The sequence below is a fragment of the Pseudomonas sp. LG1E9 genome, from assembly GCF_003290225.1.
GTDB classification, from domain to species: Bacteria; Pseudomonadota; Gammaproteobacteria; order Pseudomonadales; family Pseudomonadaceae; genus Aquipseudomonas; species Aquipseudomonas cyclaminis.
Genome location: NZ_CP029983.1, coordinates 753,736 through 774,721, shown reverse-complemented (window position 1 = coordinate 774,721; position 20,986 = coordinate 753,736). Strand labels below are relative to the sequence as shown.

Genomic DNA, 20,986 nt, shown 5'->3' with positions numbered 1-20,986 from the left:
TACGTAGGAATTGTGGATAGCCAATACAAGCTTGGAGCTTATGACCAGTAGTCCCACGGCCGGCGCCGCCCACCTCGACACCTCCACCACCCCTCCGTTACTGCGGATTACGGGGGACTGGACCCTGGCCCACTATGCCAACCTGAAGAAGCTGTCGGACAAACTCGACGGCCAATACGACGCCGGTGCCCGCATCGACCTCAATGGTCTCGGCGCCCTGGATACCGCCGGCGCCTCGCTACTGGTGGAGTTACTGGGCCCAACCCGCATCGAGCAATCCGCCGAGCAGACCGATTGCAGCCTGTCCGCTGCCGACCGTGCCTTGCTCAAGACCGTCTACCGCTCCCTCAATGACTTTTGCGTACCGGAAAAAGCGCCGGAAGAGGCTGCCGGTATCCAAGTGCTGGCCCGCATCGGTAGGGCGGTGGATACCGTCTGGCAGGACAGCAAGCAACTGTTGGGCTTCGTTGGCCTGATCCTCGAAACCTTTGCCCGCGGCATTTTGCGCCCCAAGCGCTGGCGCCTGACGCCGATGGTTGCCCATCTGGAACAGGTCGGCCTCGATGCCGCACCCATTGTGGCGTTGCTGACCTTTCTGGTCGGTGCCGTGGTGGCGTTTCTAGGCGCCACGGTACTCAAAAGCTTCGGCGCGACGATTTTTACCGTGGACCTGGTGGCGTTTTCCTTCCTGCGCGAATTCGGCGTGTTGCTCACCGCGATCCTGATCGCCGGCCGCACCGCCAGTGCCTTCACCGCGCAGATCGGCTCGATGAAGGCCAACGAAGAAATCGACGCGATCCGAACTCTCGGCCTGGACCCGATGGAACTGCTGGTATTGCCCCGCGTACTCGCGCTGCTGGTGGCGCTGCCAATGCTGACCTTTTTGGCGATGCTCTCGGGGATCGTCGGTGGCGGCGTGGTGTGTGCCGTGGCGCTGGATATTTCGCCGGCGATGTTCCTCTCGCTGCTGCAGTCGGACATCGGCGTGCAGCATTTTCTGGTGGGCATGGCGAAAGCACCGATCTTCGCCTTCCTGATCGCGGCCATTGGCTGCCTTGAAGGGTTCAAGGTCAGCGGCAGTGCCGAATCGGTCGGCGCCCACACCACCTCCAGCGTGGTGCAATCGATCTTTGTGGTGATCGTGCTGGATGCGGTCGCCGCGCTGTTTTTCATGGAGATGGGCTGGTGAGTCGCTTACACCGTGCACCCGCTGAGGCGGTGATCGAGGTGCGTGGGCTGTGCAATCGGTTCGGTAGCCAGAGCGTGCACGAGAATCTCGACCTGGACTTGTACAAGGGCGAAATCCTCGCCGTGGTTGGCGGCTCCGGCAGCGGCAAGTCGGTGCTGTTGCGCAGCATCGTCGGCCTGCGCCGGCCCAGCGAAGGCCAAGTGCGGGTGTTCGGCAAGAACCTGCCGAGCCTGTCGGAGCATGAGCGTTCGCTGGTAGAGCGGCGCTTTGGCGTGCTGTTCCAGAAGGGCGCGCTGTTTTCCTCGCTGACCGTGACCGAGAACGTCGCGTTGCCGCTGATCGAGCACGCCGGCCTCAGCCGCCGCGACGCCGAGCACCTGGCGGCGGTCAAACTGGCCCTGGCCGGGCTGCCGCTGTCGGCGGCCGACAAATACCCTGCGTCGCTGTCTGGCGGCATGATCAAACGCGCCGCACTGGCCCGCGCCCTGGCGCTGGACCCGGACATCCTGTTCCTCGACGAACCCACCGCCGGCCTCGACCCGATTGGCGCAGCGCAATTCGACCAACTGATCCTGACCTTGCGTGATGCACTGGGCCTGAGCGTGTTCCTGGTCACCCATGACCTGGACACGCTGTACACCATCACCGACCGCGTGGCGGTGCTGGCGCAGAAGAAAGTGCTGGTGGCGGACGCCATCGATATCGTCTCGGAAACGGACGACGCCTGGATTCACGAATACTTCCACGGCCCCCGGGGCCGCGCGGCATTGGATGCCGCTCAACCGCTCAACGAGGTATGACATGGAAACCCGAGCCCATCATGTGATGATCGGACTGTTCAGCGTGATCGTAGTGGTCGGCGCGATGCTGTTTGGCCTGTGGCTGGCCAAATCCAGCGTCGACAGCGCCTTCCAGGATTACGAAGTGATCTTCAACGAAGCGGTCAGCGGCCTGTCCCAGGGCAGCTCGGTGCAATACAGCGGGATCAAGGTGGGCGACGTGATCAGCTTGAGCCTGGACCCCAACGACCCGCGCCGCGTACTCGCGCGTATCCGCTTGGCCGGGCAGACGCCGATCAAGGAGGACACCCAGGCCAAACTCGCGCTGACCGGCATCACCGGTACGTCGATCATCCAGCTCAGCGGCGGCACGCCCCAAAGTGCGGTGCTCAAGGGCAAGGACGGCAACCTGCCGCAGATTATCGCCTCGCCATCGCCCATCGCGCGGTTGCTCAATAACAGCAATGACTTAATGACCGGTATCAACGTGCTGCTGCACAACGCCAACAACATGTTCTCCTCGGAGAACGTCGAGCGTTTGAGCAAAACCCTGGACAACCTGCAGCAAACCACCGGCGCCATTGCCGACCAGCGCGGCGACATCAAAGTGGTGATGCAACAACTGATGCAGGTGAGCAAACAGGCCAGCGCGGCGCTGGAGCAGACCACCGTGCTGATGCGCAATGCCAATGGCTTGCTCAATGATCAAGGCAAGCAAGCCTTCGGCAGTGCCGAACAGGCGATGAAATCCCTGGAGCAAAGCACCGCCACCATCAATACCTTGCTGACCAATAACAAGGACTCGGTGAACAGCGGCATGCAGGGCCTCAACGAACTGGCGCCGGCCGTGCGCGAACTGCGCGAAACCCTCGGTTCGCTGCGCGCCATCTCCCGCCGCCTGGAAGCCAATCCCAGCGGTTACCTGCTGGGCAGTGACAAGAACAAGGAGTTCACGCCATGAAGCGTGCTTATCAAATGATCGCGCCTGTGGCGCTGGCACTGGTGAGCGCCTGCTCGATCCTGCCCAAGGCCGACCCGTCGGACGTGTACCGCCTGGCCTCGGCCCAGGCGACGACCCAAGGCACGCCGGTGAGCTGGTCGCTACGGCTGAGCAAACCACAAACCAGCGAGTTCCTCGACAGCCCACGCATCGCCGTGGTGCCCAATGGCGACCTGATCAGCAGCTACGCCAACTCGCGCTGGAGCGACCCCGCGCCGGTGCTGTTGCGTAATCGCCTGCTGGACGGCTTCCAGCGCGATGGCCGGGTGACGCTGTTGAGCACCGACGACACCAATCTGCAGGCCGACTATGAGCTGGGCGGGCAATTGCAGGCGTTTCAGAGCGAGTACCGGGGCAGCGCGGTGGAGGTGGTGATCCGCCTCGACGCACGCTTGGTGCGGGGGAGTGATCAGCGAATCATTGCCAGCCGGCGCTTTGAAGTGCACCAGCCGGTGACTGACATCAAAGTACCGGCGGTGGTGGCAGGGTTTGGGTTGGCGGGGGATCAGCTGAATAAGCAGGTGGTGGACTGGGTGGTGCAGCAGGGCAGCGGTGTTGCGAAACGCTGAGGGCCTCATCGGGGGCAAGCCCCCTCCCACATTTTGAATGTGTTCACAGATCAACATGTGGGAGGGGGCTTGCCCCCGATAGCACTCTAAACCTTAACCAAAGAACCAGTAGCACACGGCAATCGCCGCCACGACACCGGCAAACTCCGCCAGCAAAGCACACCCCACCGCATGCCGCGCCCGCTGAATGCCCACCGAACCGAAGTACACCGCCAACACATAAAAGGTGGTTTCCGTACTGCCCTGGATCGTCGCCGCGACCAGTGCCGGGAAACTGTCCACGCCCTGAGTTTGCATGGTCTCGATCAGCATTGCCCGCGCGGCGCTGCCGGAGAACGGCTTGACCATCGCGGTCGGCAACGCATCGACGAAGCGCGTGTCCAGGCCGGTCCATGCCACCACGTGGCGAATGCCTTCCAGGCCGAACTCCAGGGCTCCCGAAGCACGCAGCACGCCGACGGCACAGAGCATCGCGACCAAGTAAGGCAGCAGGTTCTTGGCCACGTCGAAGCCTTCTTTGGCGCCTTCGACAAATGCTTCGTACACCTTCACCTTGCGCAGCGCACCGATCACCAGGAACAGCATGATCAGGCCAAACAATGTGAGGTTACCGAGGATCGACGACAAACCGGCCAGCGCGGTGGCGGACAGGGTTGCCAGTAACGCCATAAAGCCACCCAGCACCAGCGCACCCGGAATCAGGTAAGCCAGCACCACCGGGTCCCACAGCCGCAGGCGCTGCATCACCGCCACCGAAAGCAGGCCCACCAGGGTGGAAGCGCTGGTGGCCAACAGGATCGGCAGGAACACCAGCGTCGGGTCGGCAGCGCCTTGCTGGGCGCGGTACATAAAGATGGTCACCGGCAGCAGCGTCAGCGACGAGGCGTTGAGCACCAGGAAGAGGATCTGCGCGTTACTCGCCGTGCTGGGGATGGGGTTGAGTTCCTGCAACGCCTTCATGGCCTTCAGGCCGATAGGCGTCGCGGCATTGTCCAGGCCCAGGCCGTTGGCGGCGAAGTTAAGGGTGATCAAACCGATGGCCGGGTGGCCGGCGGGCACTTCCGGCATCAGGCGGCGGAACAGCGGGCCAAGGGCCTTGGCCAGCCAATCGACAATCCCGGCCTTCTCGGCAATGCGCAAGAAGCCCAGCCACAGCGTCAGGGTGCCGAACAGCAGCACCATCACTTCCACCGACAGCTTGGCCATGGCGAAAATGCTTTCGACCATCGCTGCAAAAATCCCGGCGTTACCGCCCACCAGCCATTGCGCCAGTGCTGACACCATTGCCACGACAAAAAAGCCAAGCCACAGGCCATTGAGCATCAGTTGAATCCCCCGAAAGATGGGGCGAATGATAGCGGGGCTGGCAGAAACGACAAACCCCGGATTTACCGGGGTTTGTCTTCAAGCTGTCCTACGATCAGCCGCGAGTGGCTTGGGCCGTCGGCAGGGCTTGCTTGGTGCGCCAGTGTGGCAGCGAGTTCCAGTAGCGCTCGCCCTTGGCGTCGTCGTACATGCCTTCCCAACGGGAGATGACCAATACCGCCAGCGCGTTACCGATCACGTTGAGCGCGGTACGCGCCATGTCCATGATGCGGTCCACACCGGCGATGAACGCCAGGCCTTCCAGCGGAATACCCACGCTGCCCAAGGTGGCCAGCAGTACCACAAAGGACACGCCCGGCACGCCGGCGATGCCTTTGGAGGTGACCATCAGGGTCAGCACCAGCATCAGTTGCTGGCCGATCGACAGGTCGATGCCATACAGCTGGGCGATAAAGATTGCCGCGATGCTCTGGTACAGGGTCGAACCGTCGAGGTTGAACGAGTAACCGGTCGGCACCACGAAGCTGCAGATCGCTTTCGGCGCGCCGTAGGCTTCCATCTTCTCGATCACACGCGGCAGCACGGTTTCAGAGCTGGCGGTGGAGTAGGCCAGTACCAGCTCATCCTTGAAGATGCGCATCAGCTTGAGGATCGAGAAGCCGAACAGACGGGCGATCAGGCCCAATACTGCAAAAGCGAAGAACAGGATGGCGACGTAAACCAGGATCACCAGCTTGGCCAGCGGCAGCAAGGAGGCGAAGCCGAAGTTGGCCACCGTCACCGCGATCAGTGCGAATACGCCGATTGGCGCGTACTTCATGATCATGTGGGTGACTTTGAACATGCTCTCGGACACGCCCTGGAACATGGTCACCAGCGGCTCGCGCAGCTCAGGCTTGAGACTCGACAGGCCCAGACCGAACAGCACCGAGAAGAAGATGATCGGCAGCATTTCGCCACGGGCGACGGCGGCGAAGATGTTCGACGGGATCAGGTTGAGGATGGTTTCGATGAACGCATGCTCATGCTGCACTTCGGCGGCGGTCGCCTGGTACTTGGAGATATCCACCGTACCCAGGGTGCTCATGTCGATGCCCGCGCCCGGGTGAAACAGGTTGGCCAGCAACAGGCCGACCACAATGGCGATGGTGGTGACAACTTCGAAGTAAAGGATGGTTTTGACGCCGATGCGGCCGAGCTTTTTCGCGTCACCGACACCGGCAATGCCGACGATCAGCGAGGAAATCACAATCGGGATCACGATCATCTTGATCAGGCGGATAAAGATATCGCCCGCCGGCTGCAATACGTTGCTGATCCACCAGGCCTTTTCAGCACTGAAATGGTTGAGCACTGCACCGATTGCAATCCCCAGCACCAACCCGATGAGGATCTGCCAGGCGAGGCTTAGCTTTGCCTTCTTCATGTCATTACCCTTACTTCAAGTGAACTTAAGGCAAATGCGCCAGCTGGACCGCTCGAAAGCGAAAAAGTGTGTGCATCTGCCTCCATGAAAGGTCACCGCAGCGTGGCCGAAATGGCTTACTGGCAGGCGAAAAAAGGCGCAACTATTCCGACGCAAGGGAGCGACGTCTAATGCCGTAAACGCCTACCCTATGCCGAATCGGCATGACTTTTTTTCATAATAACTGTCCGAACGGTCAGTTCAAATGCGACATTTTGTCAGGTGAATATGCCGTGAACCGGCCAATTCAGGCTCGCGCAGAGATTCTGCACGTGTTTGGTGCATTGGCAGGAATGCCGGGGAATTCGGTGGGATTGCGTAAGAATTGTCCTATAGACCCAACAAAACTTTCTCGATAGATGGTCGTCCCGACATACCAAGTAATGGTTGGAAACGAGCAAAAAGAAAATTAGCGGCTATAGGTGGCATAAAAGGCAGGGATGAGCGTCATAAGCCCGCCGCAAGTTCAGCAAGCCTTCAGCTTGTGAACCTGCGTCGCAGCTTTTCGCCTGACCCGGCCCTTGCGCAGGTACTCCCTGTACCCGTAGGTCACGCCGATCTCATTTGATCAGAGCAACCCGGCCCCTTGGTCATGCACCGCCCTTGGGGAGCGGCACAAACAGGAAGAAGCGTGCTTGCTTCTTCCTATGGATGCTGGCCCCGTTGACGACTAACGCCGTCAGACGGCACCTAGTACCAATTCGGATCTTTCTTCAACTGCTCCATCAGCAGCTTCTGCATGCCTTCATCCGGCTTACCGATAAAGCGGTAGTCGGCGTGACGCGTTGGCGATTTGTCTGCCGGCAGACCGGCGGGGACTTCAACCAACATGGCGTAGGCATCTTCCTTGTCGAGGCTGAAGGCGACGATCAAGCGCTTGCTCTTGCAGGTCTCTGCGGTTTCACAAAGCGGCCCGACCAAATACTGGTCACCCCCCTCTTCCACGGCATTCATCTGCTCGGCCGTGCCCGACAGATTCATCACCCATTCCGGCAGGCGTTCTTCTTTTTTCACCACGTCTTGCCAAGTCTCGCGGTACTGCGGGTCCGCGGTCAGCAATTGGTTGGCCCGGGATTGGCCGTCATTGGCGGCCATCGCCAGGCCGCTGCCGCCCAAGATCAGGGCGGCAGCTATGGCTTTAAAGCACAGAGTGGTCATATTCAGCCTCGGCCGCGACGACCAAAGAAGAACGAAGCGATGAACATCACCAGGAAAACTACGAACAGGATCTTGGCGATCCCCGTGGCGGTGCCCGCGATACCACCGAAGCCCAGAACTGCAGCCACAATGGCGATGATCAGAAATGTGATTGCCCAACTCAACATGGTGATTCTCCTTACGCTTCGATAGAGGTAACAGCGGTGATGCCGTACGGACGTTCAACACAAACGACCGCATTTGTTGCCTAGAACACCCAGCGCTCTTGGGTTGGCAGCTCGCCCAGGGTCGAATCCTGGTCAGCCACTCTCAATTGGGGTGCGGTTACATCAGCAGCACTACCGACGGTACGGCTGCCAATGGAACTGAAATGGGTCTGGGTCGTTACCGGACGTTCGAACTGCGGGGCTTGTTGCTGACTCTGCTGCCAATGCTGCATCTGCTGGCCGGCAATCAGCGTGACCATCACGGCCAAGCTGGCAAACATGCCTTGCTGCAAGCGCAGCGGCGATACACGCATTTGGCTGAGGGTTTGGCGAGTCATGCTGATGTTCTCCCGCATTCTGATTATTCGTTGGGAGAGGTATTGCAGAGCGCATGCCAGCTTTTTATCAAAATAAAAATCAATAAAATCAGCAAGTTACGCAATAAGCGTTTGACTCGGATGCAGCATCCTGCACGATGCCCTCCGAAGGGCCGTGCGAAATGCACGATGACCAGCAGTCGGATCAAAGGATCGAAAGCGACGGTTAGGTTGCCGAAGTGGCAAGACGGCATGAAAACGCCACTAGGCGGGGCTTTGTAGGAAGAGATGCAGATACCTGCACGGCAATGCCTTTTATCAATCAGAATAAACCATGCAACTTGCCCGATTATTCCGGGACTAAGCACCATCACTCATAGTTAAGGAGCGCGGGACAGATGGAATCAGCCAAGGAACTTCAAGGCCGCATTCTTTTAGTGGATGACGAGTCCGCGATCCTCCGCACTTTCCGTTATTGCCTGGAAGATGAAGGCTACACCGTCGCCACCGCCAACAGCGCCGCCCAGGCCGATGCCCTGATGCAACGCCAGGTGTTCGACCTGTGCTTCCTGGACCTGCGCCTGGGCGAAGACAACGGCTTGGACGTGCTGGCCCAAATGCGCATCCAGGCGCCGTGGATGCGCGTGGTGATTGTCACCGCGCATTCCGCTGTCGACACCGCCGTGGACGCGATCCAGGCCGGCGCCGCTGATTACCTGGTCAAGCCTTGCAGCCCCGATCAACTGCGCCTCGCTACGGCTAAGCAATTGGAAGTGCGCCAGCTCTCCGCACGCCTGGAGGCATTGGAAGGCGCGGTGCGCCAGCCCAAGGACGGCCTCGACTCCCATAGCCCATCGATGATGGTCGTGCTCGAAACTGCGCGCCAAGTGGCCGGGACCGACGCCAACATCCTTATCCTCGGCGAGTCCGGCACCGGTAAAGGTGAACTGGCCCGCGCCATTCACGGCTGGAGCAAGCGCGCAAAGAAATCCTGCGTGACCATCAACTGCCCGTCGCTGACGGCCGAACTGATGGAAAGCGAGCTGTTCGGTCATAGCCGTGGCGCCTTCACCGGCGCCAGTGAGAGCACCTTGGGCCGAGTCAACCAGGCCGACGGCGGCACGCTGTTTCTTGATGAGATCGGCGACTTTCCCCTCACGTTGCAACCCAAGTTGCTCCGTTTCATTCAAGACAAGGAATACGAGCGCGTGGGCGACCCGGTGACCCGTCGCGCCGACGTGCGCATCCTCGCCGCCACCAACCTGAACCTGGAAGACATGGTGCGCGACGGGCGTTTCCGTGAAGACTTGCTGTACCGCCTCAACGTCATCACCCTGCATCTGCCACCGCTGCGTGAGCGCAGTGAAGACATCCTGACGCTGGCCGACCGCTTCCTGGCGCGCTTCGTCAAGGAATACGCCCGCCCGGCGCGGGGTTTCAGTGATCAAGCGCGTGAAGCGCTGCTCAACTATCGCTGGCCCGGCAACATCCGTGAGCTGCGCAACGTGGTGGAACGCGCGAGCATCATCTGCCCGCAGGAAAAGGTCGAGGTCGTCCACCTCGGCATGGCCGAGCAACCGACCAACAACGCCCCGCGCATTGGTGCGGCATTGAGCCTGGACGAACTGGAAAAAGCCCATATCGGCGCAGTCCTGGCCACCAGTGACACCTTGGACCAGGCGGCACGTACCCTCGGCATCGACGCGTCGACCCTGTACCGCAAACGCAAACAGTACAACCTGTGAGCTGCACCCTATGAAGCTAGCGATGAAGCTGCGCACTCGGCTGTTCCTGAGCATCTCGGCGCTGATCACCGTCGCCTTGCTGGGCCTGATCCTGGGCCTCGTCAGCGTGATGCAGATGGCCAAGACCCAGGAATCGCTGATTCGCAGCAACTTCGTCACCCTGGATCTGGGCCTGAAACTGCGCCAGAGCCTGGGCGACCAGTTGATCATGATGCTGGAGCAACGCCCCGACCCCGAGGCGCTGCAAACCTCCAAAAAGCGTTACTTCGACTTGCTGGACGAAGGGATCGCCCACGAGCAGCGCGATGGCCGTGGCAACGGTTTCAGCCAGGCGCGCCGCCAGTACCAGGACTTGCTTGAAGCGTTCGACCAATCCCAGCAAGCGTCGCCGCCGCCAGACAGCAAGCAAAAACTCACCGAAACCTTCAATGTGCTGCGCAACGGGCTGATTGCAGAACATAAACAAGCGCTGGAAAACATCAGCGCCAGCGAGCACAAATCCCGCGAGCGCGCCTTGTTGGTCGCGGGTTTGCTGGGGTTGGTGGGGCTTGCGGTGCTGATCATCGGATTTGTCACGGCTCACGGTATCGCCCGGCGGTTTGGCGGACCGATTGAAGCGCTGGCCAAAGCGGCGGACAAGATCGGCCAAGGCGATTTCGAAGTCACGCTGCCGATCTCTTCAGCGGCAGAAATGAACTTGCTGACCCGCCGCTTCGGTCTCATGGCCGAAGCGGTGCGCCAGCATCAGGCGACCAATGTTGACGAACTGCTGGCCGGCCAGCAGCGCCTGCAAGCCGTGCTCGACAGCATCGACGATGGCCTGCTGATGATTGACCGCCAAGGCCGCTTGGAGCACCTCAACCCCGTCGCGCAGCGCCAGTTGGGCTGGGACGAGGAACGCCTCGGCCAAGGCCTTGGCGAAGCGCTGATGCGCCCGGAGCTGGATGAGCAGCTACAACTGGTGCTGCGCGGCGGCAACCTGGAGCGGGCGCCGGACGATCTGGAAGTGGAAGTCGAGGGCGAGCTGCGCCTGCTGACCTACAGCCTCACACCGGTCAGCCATACCGAAGGGCATATTCTCGGCGCCGTGATGGTGCTGCACGACGTCACCGAACAGCGCGCCTTCGAACGTGTACGCAGCGAATTCGTCCTGCGCGCCTCCCATGAACTGCGCACGCCGGTGACCGGCATGCACATGGCATTCGGCCTGTTCCGCGAACGTGCGAAGTTTCCGGCGGAGTCCCGCGAAGCGGACCTGCTGGATACGGTCAATGAAGAAATGCAGCGCCTGATGCAGTTGATCAACGACTTGCTCAACTTTTCGCGTTACCAGAACGGCCTGCAGAAACTTACCCTGGGGCCGTGCGACGTGACCGATCTGCTCGAACATGCTCGTGCACGCTTTGTGGAGCCCGCCAACGCGCAGCGGATCGAGTTACTGGTAGAAGTCCAATCCGGCCTGCCGCGGCTGTATGCCGACCAAGCGCAACTGGAGCGCGTGCTCGACAACCTGCTGGGCAATGCCTTGCGCCACACCGCCGACGGCGGGCAGATTCATCTGCAGGCGCGGCGCCATGGCGAGCGGGTCATCATCAGTGTCGAAGACAACGGCGAAGGCATCGCGTATGGCCAGCAAGGGCGCATTTTCGAACCCTTCGTCCAGGTGGGCCGCAAGAAGGGCGGCGCCGGCCTGGGGCTCGCGCTGTGCAAAGAGATCGTGCAATTGCACGGCGGCCGCATGGGCGTGTATTCGCGGCCGGGGCAGGGCACACAGTTCTACATGGCGTTGCCGCTTTAAAACTTAGCGCCGGTTGAGGACACGCAGGATGGCGGCACTTTCGGCATCCGGCTCACCGACGAACAGGGAAGGCCGGAAACGCATCTGGAACGCCGCGATCACGTGGCGCGTTGCGACATCCAGTTCGCCGGTCTGGGGCGTCGGGTAACCCAGCAGCGCCAGCTCTTCCTGAAACCAGGCAATGCTCGGCAGTTGCGCAGCATATTGCACCTGGAAACGCGCAACGGCCTGGGCATCCGGCCACACACCCAGACCCTCATCTGCCAGGCGCTTCCAGGGGAACAACGGCCCCGGATCCAGTTTGCGCAGCGGTGCTATATCGCTGTGACCGATGATGTTCTTGGGATCGATGCCATTGCGCTTGCTGATGTCCTTGAGCAACACCACCAGCGATTTCACCTGGGCCTCGGAGTACGGGTACCACAGGCGGCCTGTGGGCGTGTCCTTGTAGCCAGGGTTTACAATTTCGATCCCGATGGAGCTGGAATTGAGCCACGTACGCCCCATCCACTCGCTTTCTCCCGCGTGCCAGGCGCGCTGGCTTTCGTCCACCAGCTTGTAGATGGTAGCGGAGGCGTCGTCGCCGATCAGGTAATGCGCGCTGACCTCGCCATGGGTCAGCAAGGCCAGGGATCGCTCAAGATTGGTGGAGGTGTAGTGGACGACCACGAACTGCACACGGTTGTCGTGGTTCGCCGAAGGGTGGCTGGTGTCCAGGCGGGGACCGCTGGCGCAGCCGGCGAGCAGGAGAAACACAAAGGCGAAGTACAGGGATTTCATGGCGGTAGGCGGTACGCTGAAGACGATAATGCAACAGTGTAACGTACCGTCCGTGGTCAGACGGTCAAATTACAAAATGGAACATCTTTTACGCCGCCTGCACCTGATTACGCCCCGCCGCCTTGGCCCGATACAGCGCCTCATCCGCACGCTTGAGCGCCAGGTCACTGCGCTCACCCGGCTGGAACTGCGCCACCCCCATGGATACCGTGATGGTCACCGGCTCGCCTTTGAAGTGGAAGGGGCATGCCTCAATGGCGGCACGCAGCACTTCACCCACGCCCAAGGCGTCCGACAGGGATGAATCAGGCATCAGCAACACGAACTCTTCACCGCCAAACCGCGCGATAAAGTCGTTGGGCCGCAGGCGCTTGCGCAGCACATTGGCGATGATCTTCAACACCTTGTCGCCGGCCAGGTGGCCGTAGCCATCGTTGATACGCTTGAAGTGGTCAAGATCCAGCATCGCCAGCGACAGGCTATTGCCGTGCTGGTGCCAGGCATTGACCTCCTGATCAAGGCGTTCGCTCCAGGCGGCGCGGTTGGGCAAGCCGGTGAGCGGATCGATCAGGGCTTTCTGGCGCTGCACCTCCAGGTGCTCACGATAGCCCTGGGCTTCCTGCTCCATATTGGCAACCCGCTCGGCCAGCCCTTTCAAGCGCGCCGTGACTTCCTGCTCACGCTGGTCACGCTGCTGCTGGTGCTCGTCCATGGTGCCGAGCAAACCTTCAAGATGGCTTTCCAGCACGTGCTTGAGGCTGTCCAGATCCGCAGCTTCCTGCACGCTGCTTTGCAGGCCGTCGACCTGCTCGCGAATCTGCGTGTCCAGCTCCCTGGCGGCGGAGTGGCTGTCAGCATGGCCGTCGCTGGCCACCTGCAGATGGCCCTGGAAGGCTTCGAGACGCTCGTTGAGCTGTTTCAGGTAGGCCTCGAACTCGTGCTGGCCGCTGTCGGTGATCGCCAGCATCAACACCGCCAAGTCATCGAGGATCGGCAGCAGCTCGTACCAGTTCAACCCGTGGGCCAGACGCTCGCGCATGGCTTCGGCTTGTGGCTGATGGCGCTCGGGCAGGGAAAGCTCTTCCAGCAGGCCGAGCAGGGTGTCTTCAATATGCTTGGCCACGGAGCTGTAGGACGGCTCGGGTGAGTCCGGTAGAGAATAGGGGCCGTCCGACTGCAGCTCGTCGGGGTCCGGCTCTTCGGTCTCCAGCACAGGCGGGAGCGAGAGGCTGCCGATGACGGTCTCCTCCGGCGTCTCTACCGCAACCGGTGGTGTCTCGATAAAGGCGGCGAGAGCACTTTCGGTAGCGGGCTCTTGATCCTGTGGCACTGGCTCATCTGGAGCTGACGCTTGGGCCACAGGCGCAGCCTCTTCGGCCCGCTGCGCAGGCGCCTCATACACGAAGGTTTCACTGGTGGCCTTGGCAGGCTCGGGCTGAGCAGCCAGCGGTTCCTGAGACGGTGGCGCAAAGGCCCGCAAGGCTTGCGTCAGTTCCTCGGATTCTTCGGGCTCCTGAGGCTCAGCGCAGGGCTTGGATACAACGGGCGGCAGCGATGGGCTGGCAACGGGCTCGCCGGCTACCGCTTCGCTCGTGGCTTCCTTGGCCCCAAACAAACGCTGCAGCAAGCCTGGCCCAGGACGCGTGGTCTCACCGTCCGGCTCCAGGTTATTCAGCGCCTGCCCTTGCAAGCCGCTCAACTCGCTGAGCAACAGAGGAATCTCACGGGCCTGGCTGACGCGGCTATCCAACTGCTTGGCAAAGGTCTTCAGCGGACGTGCCACCTCACGGGGCAACGGCAGCTTTTGCAATTGCGTGACCAGCGACGTCAGCGCGGTGCTGATCTGATCGACACGGGTTTCGCGGCGCTGCTCCGAGTCCAGCACGGCCTTTTCCAGGCGCGGCAGCAAGGCGGCGAGGGCGGCGTCCATGTCGTCGGTGCGCACCACATCGCGCATTTCCTTCATGCATTGGTCAACGGCGCGGTCGGTACCCTCCGCCGCCAGCGTGCTGCGCACCAGCCCACGGCGCAGCAGGTCGAGACGGGCAGCCCAACGCCGTTCGAGCTTTTCTTGTTGCTCGATGCTTAACAGGTATTTTTCTTTCCAGCGCTGGGCGTCGTCGCTCATGCAAGGGGTCCGCTGGTGCCTGGGCTCAATGCGGGTAACGCATCAGCCGTGAGCGAACCCGGCAGACGAATCTCTACTGCGACCGGCAGGTGATCGGAAATCGGCTGCGCCAGCACCTGCACACGTTCCAGTGTGAGGCTCGGGCTGAGCAGGATATGGTCAAGACAGCGCTGCGGGCGCCAGCTGGGAAACGTGGCCTCGACTTGCGGCGCCAGCAGCCCGAGGTCGCGCAACGGGGAATTCTGCAGCAGGTCGTTGGCGTGGGTGTTCATATCCCCCATCAATACCTGGTGCTTGTATTTGCCAATCAACTCGCGCACGTAAGCCAACTGCAGGTTGCGCGTACGCCCGCCAAGTGCCAGGTGCATCATCACCACCACCAAGGCTTCAGGCCCTTCGCCAAAACGCACGAGGATCGCGCCACGCCCCTTGGGGCCCGGCAACGGATGGTCTTCGATCGCAGTTGGTTTCAAGCGGCTGAGCACACCATTGCTGTGCTGCGCCAGGCGCCCCAAGTTGCGATTGAGTTGCTGATACCAGTAGGGGAAAGCACCAAGGTGGGCCAGATGCTCCACCTGATTGATGTAGCCCGAGCGTATGCTGCCGCCGTCGGCTTCCTGCAGGGCGACCAGGTCGAAATCATTCAGCAGGTCGCCGATCTTCTGCAGGTTACCGGCCCGCCCGTTGTGGGGCAGCAAGTGCTGCCAGCCACGGGTGAGGTAGTGCCGGTACTTCTCGGTACTGTTACCCACCTGGATATTGAAACTGAGCAGGCGCAGACGATTGTCTGCCGGCAAGCCTGTCGATTCCAGATGATGTTCATTGACCTGCGGGTCATGCAGGCCAACGACACGTTCGGTGGTACCCCAGCGGCGCATGGGAAGCCCCTTACTTGGCTGCGCGCTCTTTGGCGATCAGCTGGTCGGCAACGTTGAGGGTCGCTTCAGGACCGCCAGTGGTGCCAAGGTCGAAACGGTATTTACCGTTGACGATCATGGTCGGTACGCCTTGCACGCCGTACTTCTGCGCCAGCTCCTTGGCCTGCTTGATCTGGCCCTGGATGGCGAACGAATTGAAGGTGGCCAGGAACTTGTCCTTGTCGACACCTTGGGTCGCAACGAAGTCAGCCATTTCGTCTGGCTTGGTCAGGCGCTTGCCTTCTTTCTGGATCGCATTGAATACCGCGTTGTGGACCTTGTGCTCCACACCCATGGCTTCGAGGGTCAGGAACAGTTGGCCGTGGGCATCCCATGGGCCGCCGAACATGGCCGGGATGCGCTTGAAGTTCACGTCTTTCGGCAGTTTTTCAACCCATGGGTTGATGGTTGGCTCAAACGCGTAGCAATGCGGGCAGCCGTACCAGAACAGCTCTACCACTTCGATCTTGCCCGGCACCGAGACAGGCACTGGGTTGGTCAATTCAACGTAGGTTTTACCGGCTTCAAGCGGCACGTCGGCAGCTTGCGCGGTTATGCCGAAGAGGCTGGCAGTGACGAGAGCGGCGCTGAGGATCAGATTACGCATGCTTTACTCCTGGACAAATAAAGTCGCCTCACGCGACCTTTAGGTGTGACAGGTCTACGCGGGCATGAGTTCGTTAGTGTAACGGCACCGGCCACAAAAAAGGGCGGCCTGGGCCACCCTTTTTATGCTTGCATCGCGCGATTAATCGAGCGTTAACGTTGAAGGCGCTTAGTGCAGGCCCTGGATGTAACTGGACAGGGCTGCGATGTCTTCGTCGCTCAGCTTGCGGGCGATGGTGCGCATGATCATTGCGTCGCCATCGTTTGCCCGGCCGCCTTCTTCCTTGCGGAAATCCGTCAGTTGCTTGGCAATGTATTGAGCGTGCTGGCCACTCAAGTGTGGAAAGGCCGCAGCCTCAAGACCAGCGCCATTCGGTGAGTGGCAGCCGGTGCAGGCAGGAAGACCTTTATCCAGATTGCCACCGCGGAACAGCTTCTCGCCGCGGGCAACCAACTTGGGATCGGCAGCTCCCACACTGCCTTTCTGCTTGGCAAAATACGCCGCAATGTCTGCCAGGTCCTGATCGCTGGAGTTCGCCAGCAGGCCGGTCATTTCCAGCACCGTTCGCTTGCCGTCCTTGATGTCGTGCAGTTGTTTGGTCAGGTAGCGTTCACCCTGGCCCGCCAGTTTGGGGAAGTTCGGCGCCGGGCTGTTGCCATCCGGCCCGTGGCAAGCACCACATACGGCGGCTTTCGCCTGACCGGCAGCGGCATCACCTTTAAGGGGGCCCTCTGCAGCGACGGCAGCGCCAGTGATGCCCATGGTCAACAGCAGACTCACGATCAGTTTGTTCATCAGCTAATCCAACTACGGCTAAGGGTTTAAGAGTTATCTACCGGGTTTACTCACCGCCAACTCAATGACGGCCTGGTAATCCTCAGTACTGCAGTCCATGCACAAACCACGCGGCGGCATTGCCTTGAAACCCTGGGTCACGTGTTGCATCAGCGTAGCCACGCAAACTCGGTTGTACAGCGCTTCCGGTTCCTGTGTAGCCTGAGCGCCTTAAAGCGGCATCAGGGCACCAAAAGCGAGCAACCATCAGGTCATACATCGACCTTTTCAGGGTTTGAGAGCGTTTTGCGTTCTAATGCGCAATAAAGGTCTTTCGCTCCCGTGTACCTCATCCTTCGCTGGGACAAAGCACACACAAAATCTGCGGCATTATATACTGGCGCTACTGAAACGGAAACGACACCGCTTGCCGCACCCTTTCTCGGCACCGCCCACATCGGAAATCTCATGCAACTCAAGAATCCCATCCTCGGCCTGTGCCAACAGTCCACCTTCATGCTCAGCGCCGCCAAAGTGGACCAATGCCCCGATGACGAGGGCTTTGAAGTCGCCTTTGCCGGCCGTTCCAACGCCGGTAAGTCCAGCGCGCTGAACACCCTGACCCACGCCAGCCTCGCGCGCACCTCTAAAACTCCGGGTCGCACGCAACTGCTCAATTTCTTCAAGCTAGACGATGATCGGCGTCTGGTCGACCTGCCCGGCTACGGTTATGCAAAAGTACCTATCCCGCTGAAGCTGCACTGGCAGCGTCACCTTGAGGCTTACCTGGGTGGCCGGGAGAGTTTGAAGGGATTGATTCTGATGATGGACATCCGTCATCCAATGACCGATTTCGACCTGCTAATGCTCGACTGGGCCGTCGCCAGCGGCATGCCGATGCATATCCTGCTGACCAAGGCCGACAAGCTGACCTACGGCGCCGCCAAGAACACGCTGCTCAAAGTGCAGTCAGAAATCCGCAAGGGTTGGGGCGATGCGATCACCATCCAGCTGTTCTCGGCGCCTAAGCGCATGGGCCTGGAAGACGCCTACACCGTGCTGGCCGGCTGGATGGAATTGGCCGACAAGGGCGCGGAAATCGCGGAGTAACTTTCGCGATTCACTTTCTTGGGGGCAAAAAAAACCCCGGACTTCGTATGGGGAGGGGAAGTTCGGGGTTCAAGTACTGGACCGCTAGGGCGGGGTCCAGATATCTGCCAACACTTAACACAACATAGGAGCATTGAAGGGCTTCACCACCCATTCAGTAACTCTGAGTAGCAGTTCACGGGTTAAGTTCCGACAGGATCAAAAAACTATTGGAAATAACCCACGGCGACTTCTGAACTAAAGCACTCTGCCACCACCGTCGGCGGTGGCAAATGCCCGATATCAGTGGGCTTCGTCCCAATTATCGCCCACGCCCACGTCGACAACCAAAGGCACATCCAACTGTGCTGCCGCGCTCATGTGTTCGCGAATCTTCTCGCTGACTTGCGCGACCAGATCCTCTCGCACCTCCAGCACCAATTCGTCGTGTACCTGCAGGATCACCTTGGCATCCAGGCCCGAGTCGGTCAGCCAGTTGTCCACCAGCACCATGGCTTTCTTGATGATGTCCGCCGCGGTGCCCTGCATCGGCGCGTTGATCGCCGTGCGTTCTGCGGCTGCGCGCTCCTGAGGCTTATTGGAATTGATATCCGGCAGATACAGCCGGCGACCGAAGAAGGTTTCTACATAACCCTGGTCGGCAGCCTGGGCGCGGGTGCGCTCCATGTACTCGCGAACGCCAGGGTAACGGGCAAAGTACACGTCGATATAGGCCTTGGCCGTCTTGGTATCGACGCCGATGTCCTTGCCGAGTTTTTGCGCGCCCATGCCGTAGATCAGGCCGAAGTTGATCGCCTTGGCGCTGCGACGCTGATTGGACGTGACCTCAGTCAATTCAACCTTAAACACCTCGGCTGCCGTGGCGGTGTGCACGTCCAGATCGTTGCGGAACGCATTCATCAAACCCTCGTCCTTGGACAAGTGCGCCATGATCCGCAGCTCGATCTGCGAATAGTCCGCCGCCAGCAGTTTGTAGCCCTTTGGCGCCACGAATGCCTGACGAATCCGCCGCCCTTCGGCGGTACGCACAGGGATGTTCTGCAGGTTCGGGTCACTGGAAGACAAGCGCCCGGTCGCCGCCACGGCCTGGTGATAAGAGGTGTGAACCCGCCCGGTGCGCGGGTTGATCTGCTCGGGCAGGCGGTCGGTGTAGGTGCTTTTCAGCTTGCTCATGCTGCGGTACTGCATCAGTACCTTGGGCAGCGGGTAATCATCTTCGGCCAGCTTGGCCAGCACTTCTTCGGCAGTAGACGCCTGCCCCTTGCCCGTCTTCTTCAGTACCGGCAGGCCCAGCTTTTCATAGAGAATCGCCCCGAGTTGCTTGGGCGAGCCCAGGTTGAACTCCTCACCGGCGATCTCGAATGCCTGGCGCTCCAGCTCTACCATCTTGTTGCCCAACTCGATGCTCTGAACGCCAAGCAACTGGGCATCCACCAAGGCGCCCTGGCGTTCGATACGCGCCAGCACCGGCACCAGAGGGATTTCGATGTCTGTCAGCACACTGGCCAGGCTCGGGATAGCAGCCAACTGCGCGTGCAGCGCCTGGTGCAACCGCAAGGTCACATCCGCATCCTCGGCCGCATAGGGGCCGGCCTGCTCAAGCGCGATCTGGTCGAACGTCAGCTGCTTGGCGCCTTTGCCGGCGATGTCTTGGAAGCTGACGGTGTCGTGGTCCAGGTACTTCTTGGCCAGACTGTCCATATCATGGCGCGTCGCAGTGGAGTTCAACACGTAGGATTCAAGCATTGTGTCGAAGGCGATGCCGCGCACAGTGATGCCATTTGCCGGGTCGCCGCCGATGGCGCAGTTGGCCAGGATGTTCATGTCGAACTTGGCGTGCTGGCCGACCTTCAGCTTGGCCGGATCTTCCAGTAACGGCTTCAACGCCAGCAGTACGGCGTCACGATCAAGCTGTTCCGGCGCGCCGATGTAGGAGTGGGTCAGCGGAATATAGGCCGCCTCATGAGGCTGCACGGCGAAGGAAACGCCAACCAACTGCGCCTGCTGGGCGTCGATTCCGGTGGTTTCGGTGTCGAACGCGAACAACTTCGCGTCGTTGAGCTTCTTCAGCCACAGATCGAACGTGGCTTGGTCGAGAATCGTGGTGTAGGACGTTTCTACCGGCGCTGCGAGCTCAACGGCTGCCTCAACAACGGGCGCCGCCTTCAGCTCAACTCGCTTGGCATCGCGCTGGATCTCATCAATCCAGCTCTTGAACTCCAGCAGCGTGTACAGTTCCAGCAGCTTCTCGCGGTCCGGTTCAATCAGGTGCAAATCGCCCAGGCCTACGTCCAATGGCACATCGATCTTGATCGTCGCCAACTGGTACGAAAGGAACGCCATCTCCCGGTGCTCTTCAAGCTTGGCAGGCAGCGTCTTGGCGCCGCGGATCGGCAGGGTCGGCACAATATCCAACTGTTCATAAAGCTCTTTGAGGCCGCCATTCACACCCACCAGCAAGCCGGAAGCGGTCTTGGGACCGATGCCAGGAACGCCTGGAATGTTGTCGGATGAATCGCCCATCAATGCCAGATAGTCGATGATCTGCTCCGGAGCGACGCCAAATTTCTCCTTTACGCCGTCCACGTCCATGGCGCTACCGGTCATGGTGTTGACCAAGGTAATGTGCCCGTCGACCAGTTGCGCCATGTCCTTGTCGCCGGTGGAGATCACCACCGGACGGTCAGCGGCCGCGCTGCTGCGGGCCAGGGTGCCGATCACGTCATCGGCCTCGACGCCTTCGACGCACAGCAACGGAAAGCCCAGGGCGATCACACTCTGGTGCAGGGGCTCGATCTGCACGCGCATGTCATCGGGCATGCTCGGGCGGTTGGCCTTGTATTCGGCGTACATGTCATCGCGAAAAGTCCCACCCTTGGCGTCGAACACCACGGCGAACGGGCTGTCCGGGTACTGCTTGCGCAGGCTTTTGAGCATGTTCAACACGCCCTTGACCGCACCGGTCGGCAGGCCTTTGGAGGTGGTCAGCGGTGGCAGCGCGTGGAAGGCGCGGTACAGGTAAGAAGAACCGTCCACCAGGACGACGGGCGCTTGGCTCATGAGCAGGATCAACCTTTTCGGCGGGTCAGGCGCTAGAATAGCCGGACCAATGAAAACA

General features: G+C 60.6%; 18 protein-coding genes and 1 pseudogene. 7 read left to right on the top strand and 12 right to left on the bottom strand.

The genetic code is table 11. The annotated features are described in order from the left end of the window. The first annotated feature begins 40 nt into the window (after window positions 1–40). From DNK50_RS03835 to DNK50_RS03820, 4 genes are read left to right on the top strand one after another with little or no spacing between them, the layout of a single operon-like run. Window positions 41–1,189 (top strand): ABC transporter permease, encoded by a 1,149-nt coding sequence (locus DNK50_RS03835; RefSeq protein WP_099586219.1) that lies wholly within the window; start codon window positions 41–43, stop codon window positions 1,187–1,189. After that, entirely contained in the window at window positions 1,186–1,989 is an 804-nt protein-coding gene (locus DNK50_RS03830; RefSeq protein WP_099586218.1) for an ABC transporter ATP-binding protein, read from the top strand. The genes DNK50_RS03835 and DNK50_RS03830 overlap by 4 nt, the downstream gene beginning before the upstream one ends. 1 nt (window position 1,990) lies before the next feature. Continuing rightward, entirely contained in the window at window positions 1,991–2,929 is a 939-nt protein-coding gene (locus DNK50_RS03825; protein ID WP_099586217.1) for an MlaD family protein, read from the top strand. Beyond that, window positions 2,926–3,537: an ABC-type transport auxiliary lipoprotein family protein gene (locus DNK50_RS03820; protein ID WP_112192868.1), complete on the top strand. Its 612-nt coding sequence runs from the start codon at window positions 2,926–2,928 to the stop codon at window positions 3,535–3,537. The genes DNK50_RS03825 and DNK50_RS03820 overlap by 4 nt, the downstream gene beginning before the upstream one ends. A gap of 93 nt (window positions 3,538–3,630) precedes the next feature. Here DNK50_RS03820 and DNK50_RS03815 read toward each other — a convergent pair whose 3' ends face one another. The 5 genes from DNK50_RS03815 to DNK50_RS03795 all read right to left on the bottom strand — a co-directional run bounded on the left by DNK50_RS03815 (window position 3,631) and on the right by DNK50_RS03795 (window position 8,030). Beyond that, window positions 3,631–4,860: a nucleoside recognition domain-containing protein gene (locus DNK50_RS03815; protein WP_112192867.1), complete on the bottom strand. Its 1,230-nt coding sequence runs from the start codon at window positions 4,858–4,860 to the stop codon at window positions 3,631–3,633. 97 nt (window positions 4,861–4,957) lie between these two features. Continuing rightward, the gene (gltP, locus tag DNK50_RS03810; RefSeq protein WP_099586214.1) at window positions 4,958–6,289 is read right to left on the bottom strand and encodes a glutamate/aspartate:proton symporter GltP; all 1,332 of its coding nucleotides are present in this window, start codon (window positions 6,287–6,289) and stop codon (window positions 4,958–4,960) included. A gap of 729 nt (window positions 6,290–7,018) precedes the next feature. Further along, on the bottom strand, window positions 7,019–7,486 hold the full coding sequence (locus tag DNK50_RS03805) for an inhibitor of vertebrate lysozyme family protein (RefSeq protein ID WP_112192866.1): 468 nt from the start codon (window positions 7,484–7,486) through the stop codon (window positions 7,019–7,021). 2 nt (window positions 7,487–7,488) lie between these two features. After that, on the bottom strand, window positions 7,489–7,653 hold the full coding sequence (locus DNK50_RS03800) for a DUF1328 domain-containing protein (protein ID WP_003170804.1): 165 nt from the start codon (window positions 7,651–7,653) through the stop codon (window positions 7,489–7,491). A gap of 80 nt (window positions 7,654–7,733) precedes the next feature. After that, window positions 7,734–8,030: a hypothetical protein gene (locus DNK50_RS03795; RefSeq protein WP_112196890.1), complete on the bottom strand. Its 297-nt coding sequence runs from the start codon at window positions 8,028–8,030 to the stop codon at window positions 7,734–7,736. Window positions 8,031–8,407: 377 nt separating this feature from the next. Between DNK50_RS03795 and algB the strand changes: the two genes are divergently transcribed. After that, complete coding sequence (gene algB / locus DNK50_RS03790; RefSeq protein ID WP_099586212.1) at window positions 8,408–9,754, top strand: sigma-54-dependent response regulator transcription factor AlgB; 1,347 nt, start codon at window positions 8,408–8,410, stop codon at window positions 9,752–9,754. Window positions 9,755–9,764: 10 nt separating this feature from the next. Beyond that, window positions 9,765–11,552 carry an ATP-binding protein gene (locus DNK50_RS03785; protein ID WP_099586211.1) on the top strand — a complete coding sequence of 596 codons (1,788 nt, stop codon included), beginning with the start codon at window positions 9,765–9,767 and terminating at the stop codon, window positions 11,550–11,552. 3 nt (window positions 11,553–11,555) lie between these two features. Here the strand turns inward: DNK50_RS03785 and DNK50_RS03780 are convergent, their stop codons facing one another. From DNK50_RS03780 to DNK50_RS29360, 6 genes and pseudogenes are all read right to left on the bottom strand, one after another. Then, window positions 11,556–12,332 carry an N-acetylmuramoyl-L-alanine amidase gene (locus DNK50_RS03780; RefSeq protein ID WP_099586210.1) on the bottom strand — a complete coding sequence of 259 codons (777 nt, stop codon included), beginning with the start codon at window positions 12,330–12,332 and terminating at the stop codon, window positions 11,556–11,558. Between the two features lie 88 nt (window positions 12,333–12,420). Then, on the bottom strand, window positions 12,421–14,460 hold the full coding sequence (locus tag DNK50_RS03775; protein ID WP_112192865.1) for a GGDEF domain-containing protein: 2,040 nt from the start codon (window positions 14,458–14,460) through the stop codon (window positions 12,421–12,423). Next, window positions 14,457–15,338, bottom strand: coding sequence for an endonuclease/exonuclease/phosphatase family protein (locus DNK50_RS03770; RefSeq protein WP_099586208.1), 882 nt, complete (start codon window positions 15,336–15,338; stop codon window positions 14,457–14,459). Before DNK50_RS03770 ends, DNK50_RS03775 begins: the two co-directional genes overlap by 4 nt. A gap of 10 nt (window positions 15,339–15,348) precedes the next feature. Then, complete coding sequence (gene dsbA, locus DNK50_RS03765; RefSeq protein ID WP_112192864.1) at window positions 15,349–15,984, bottom strand: thiol:disulfide interchange protein DsbA; 636 nt, start codon at window positions 15,982–15,984, stop codon at window positions 15,349–15,351. A gap of 168 nt (window positions 15,985–16,152) precedes the next feature. Further along, window positions 16,153–16,779: a cytochrome c gene (locus DNK50_RS03760; protein ID WP_099586206.1), complete on the bottom strand. Its 627-nt coding sequence runs from the start codon at window positions 16,777–16,779 to the stop codon at window positions 16,153–16,155. A gap of 33 nt (window positions 16,780–16,812) precedes the next feature. After that, window positions 16,813–17,001 (bottom strand): annotated as a pseudogene (locus DNK50_RS29360) (c-type cytochrome). Window positions 17,002–17,226: 225 nt separating this feature from the next. Here DNK50_RS29360 and yihA point away from each other — a divergent pair. After that, window positions 17,227–17,868 carry a ribosome biogenesis GTP-binding protein YihA/YsxC gene (gene yihA / locus DNK50_RS03750; protein WP_042943980.1) on the top strand — a complete coding sequence of 214 codons (642 nt, stop codon included), beginning with the start codon at window positions 17,227–17,229 and terminating at the stop codon, window positions 17,866–17,868. Between the two features lie 282 nt (window positions 17,869–18,150). On the opposite strand, the gene polA is transcribed toward yihA, so the two are convergent. Beyond that, window positions 18,151–20,928: a DNA polymerase I gene (gene polA / locus DNK50_RS03745; protein ID WP_112192863.1), complete on the bottom strand. Its 2,778-nt coding sequence runs from the start codon at window positions 20,926–20,928 to the stop codon at window positions 18,151–18,153. Window positions 20,929–20,986: the final 58 nt, after the last annotated feature.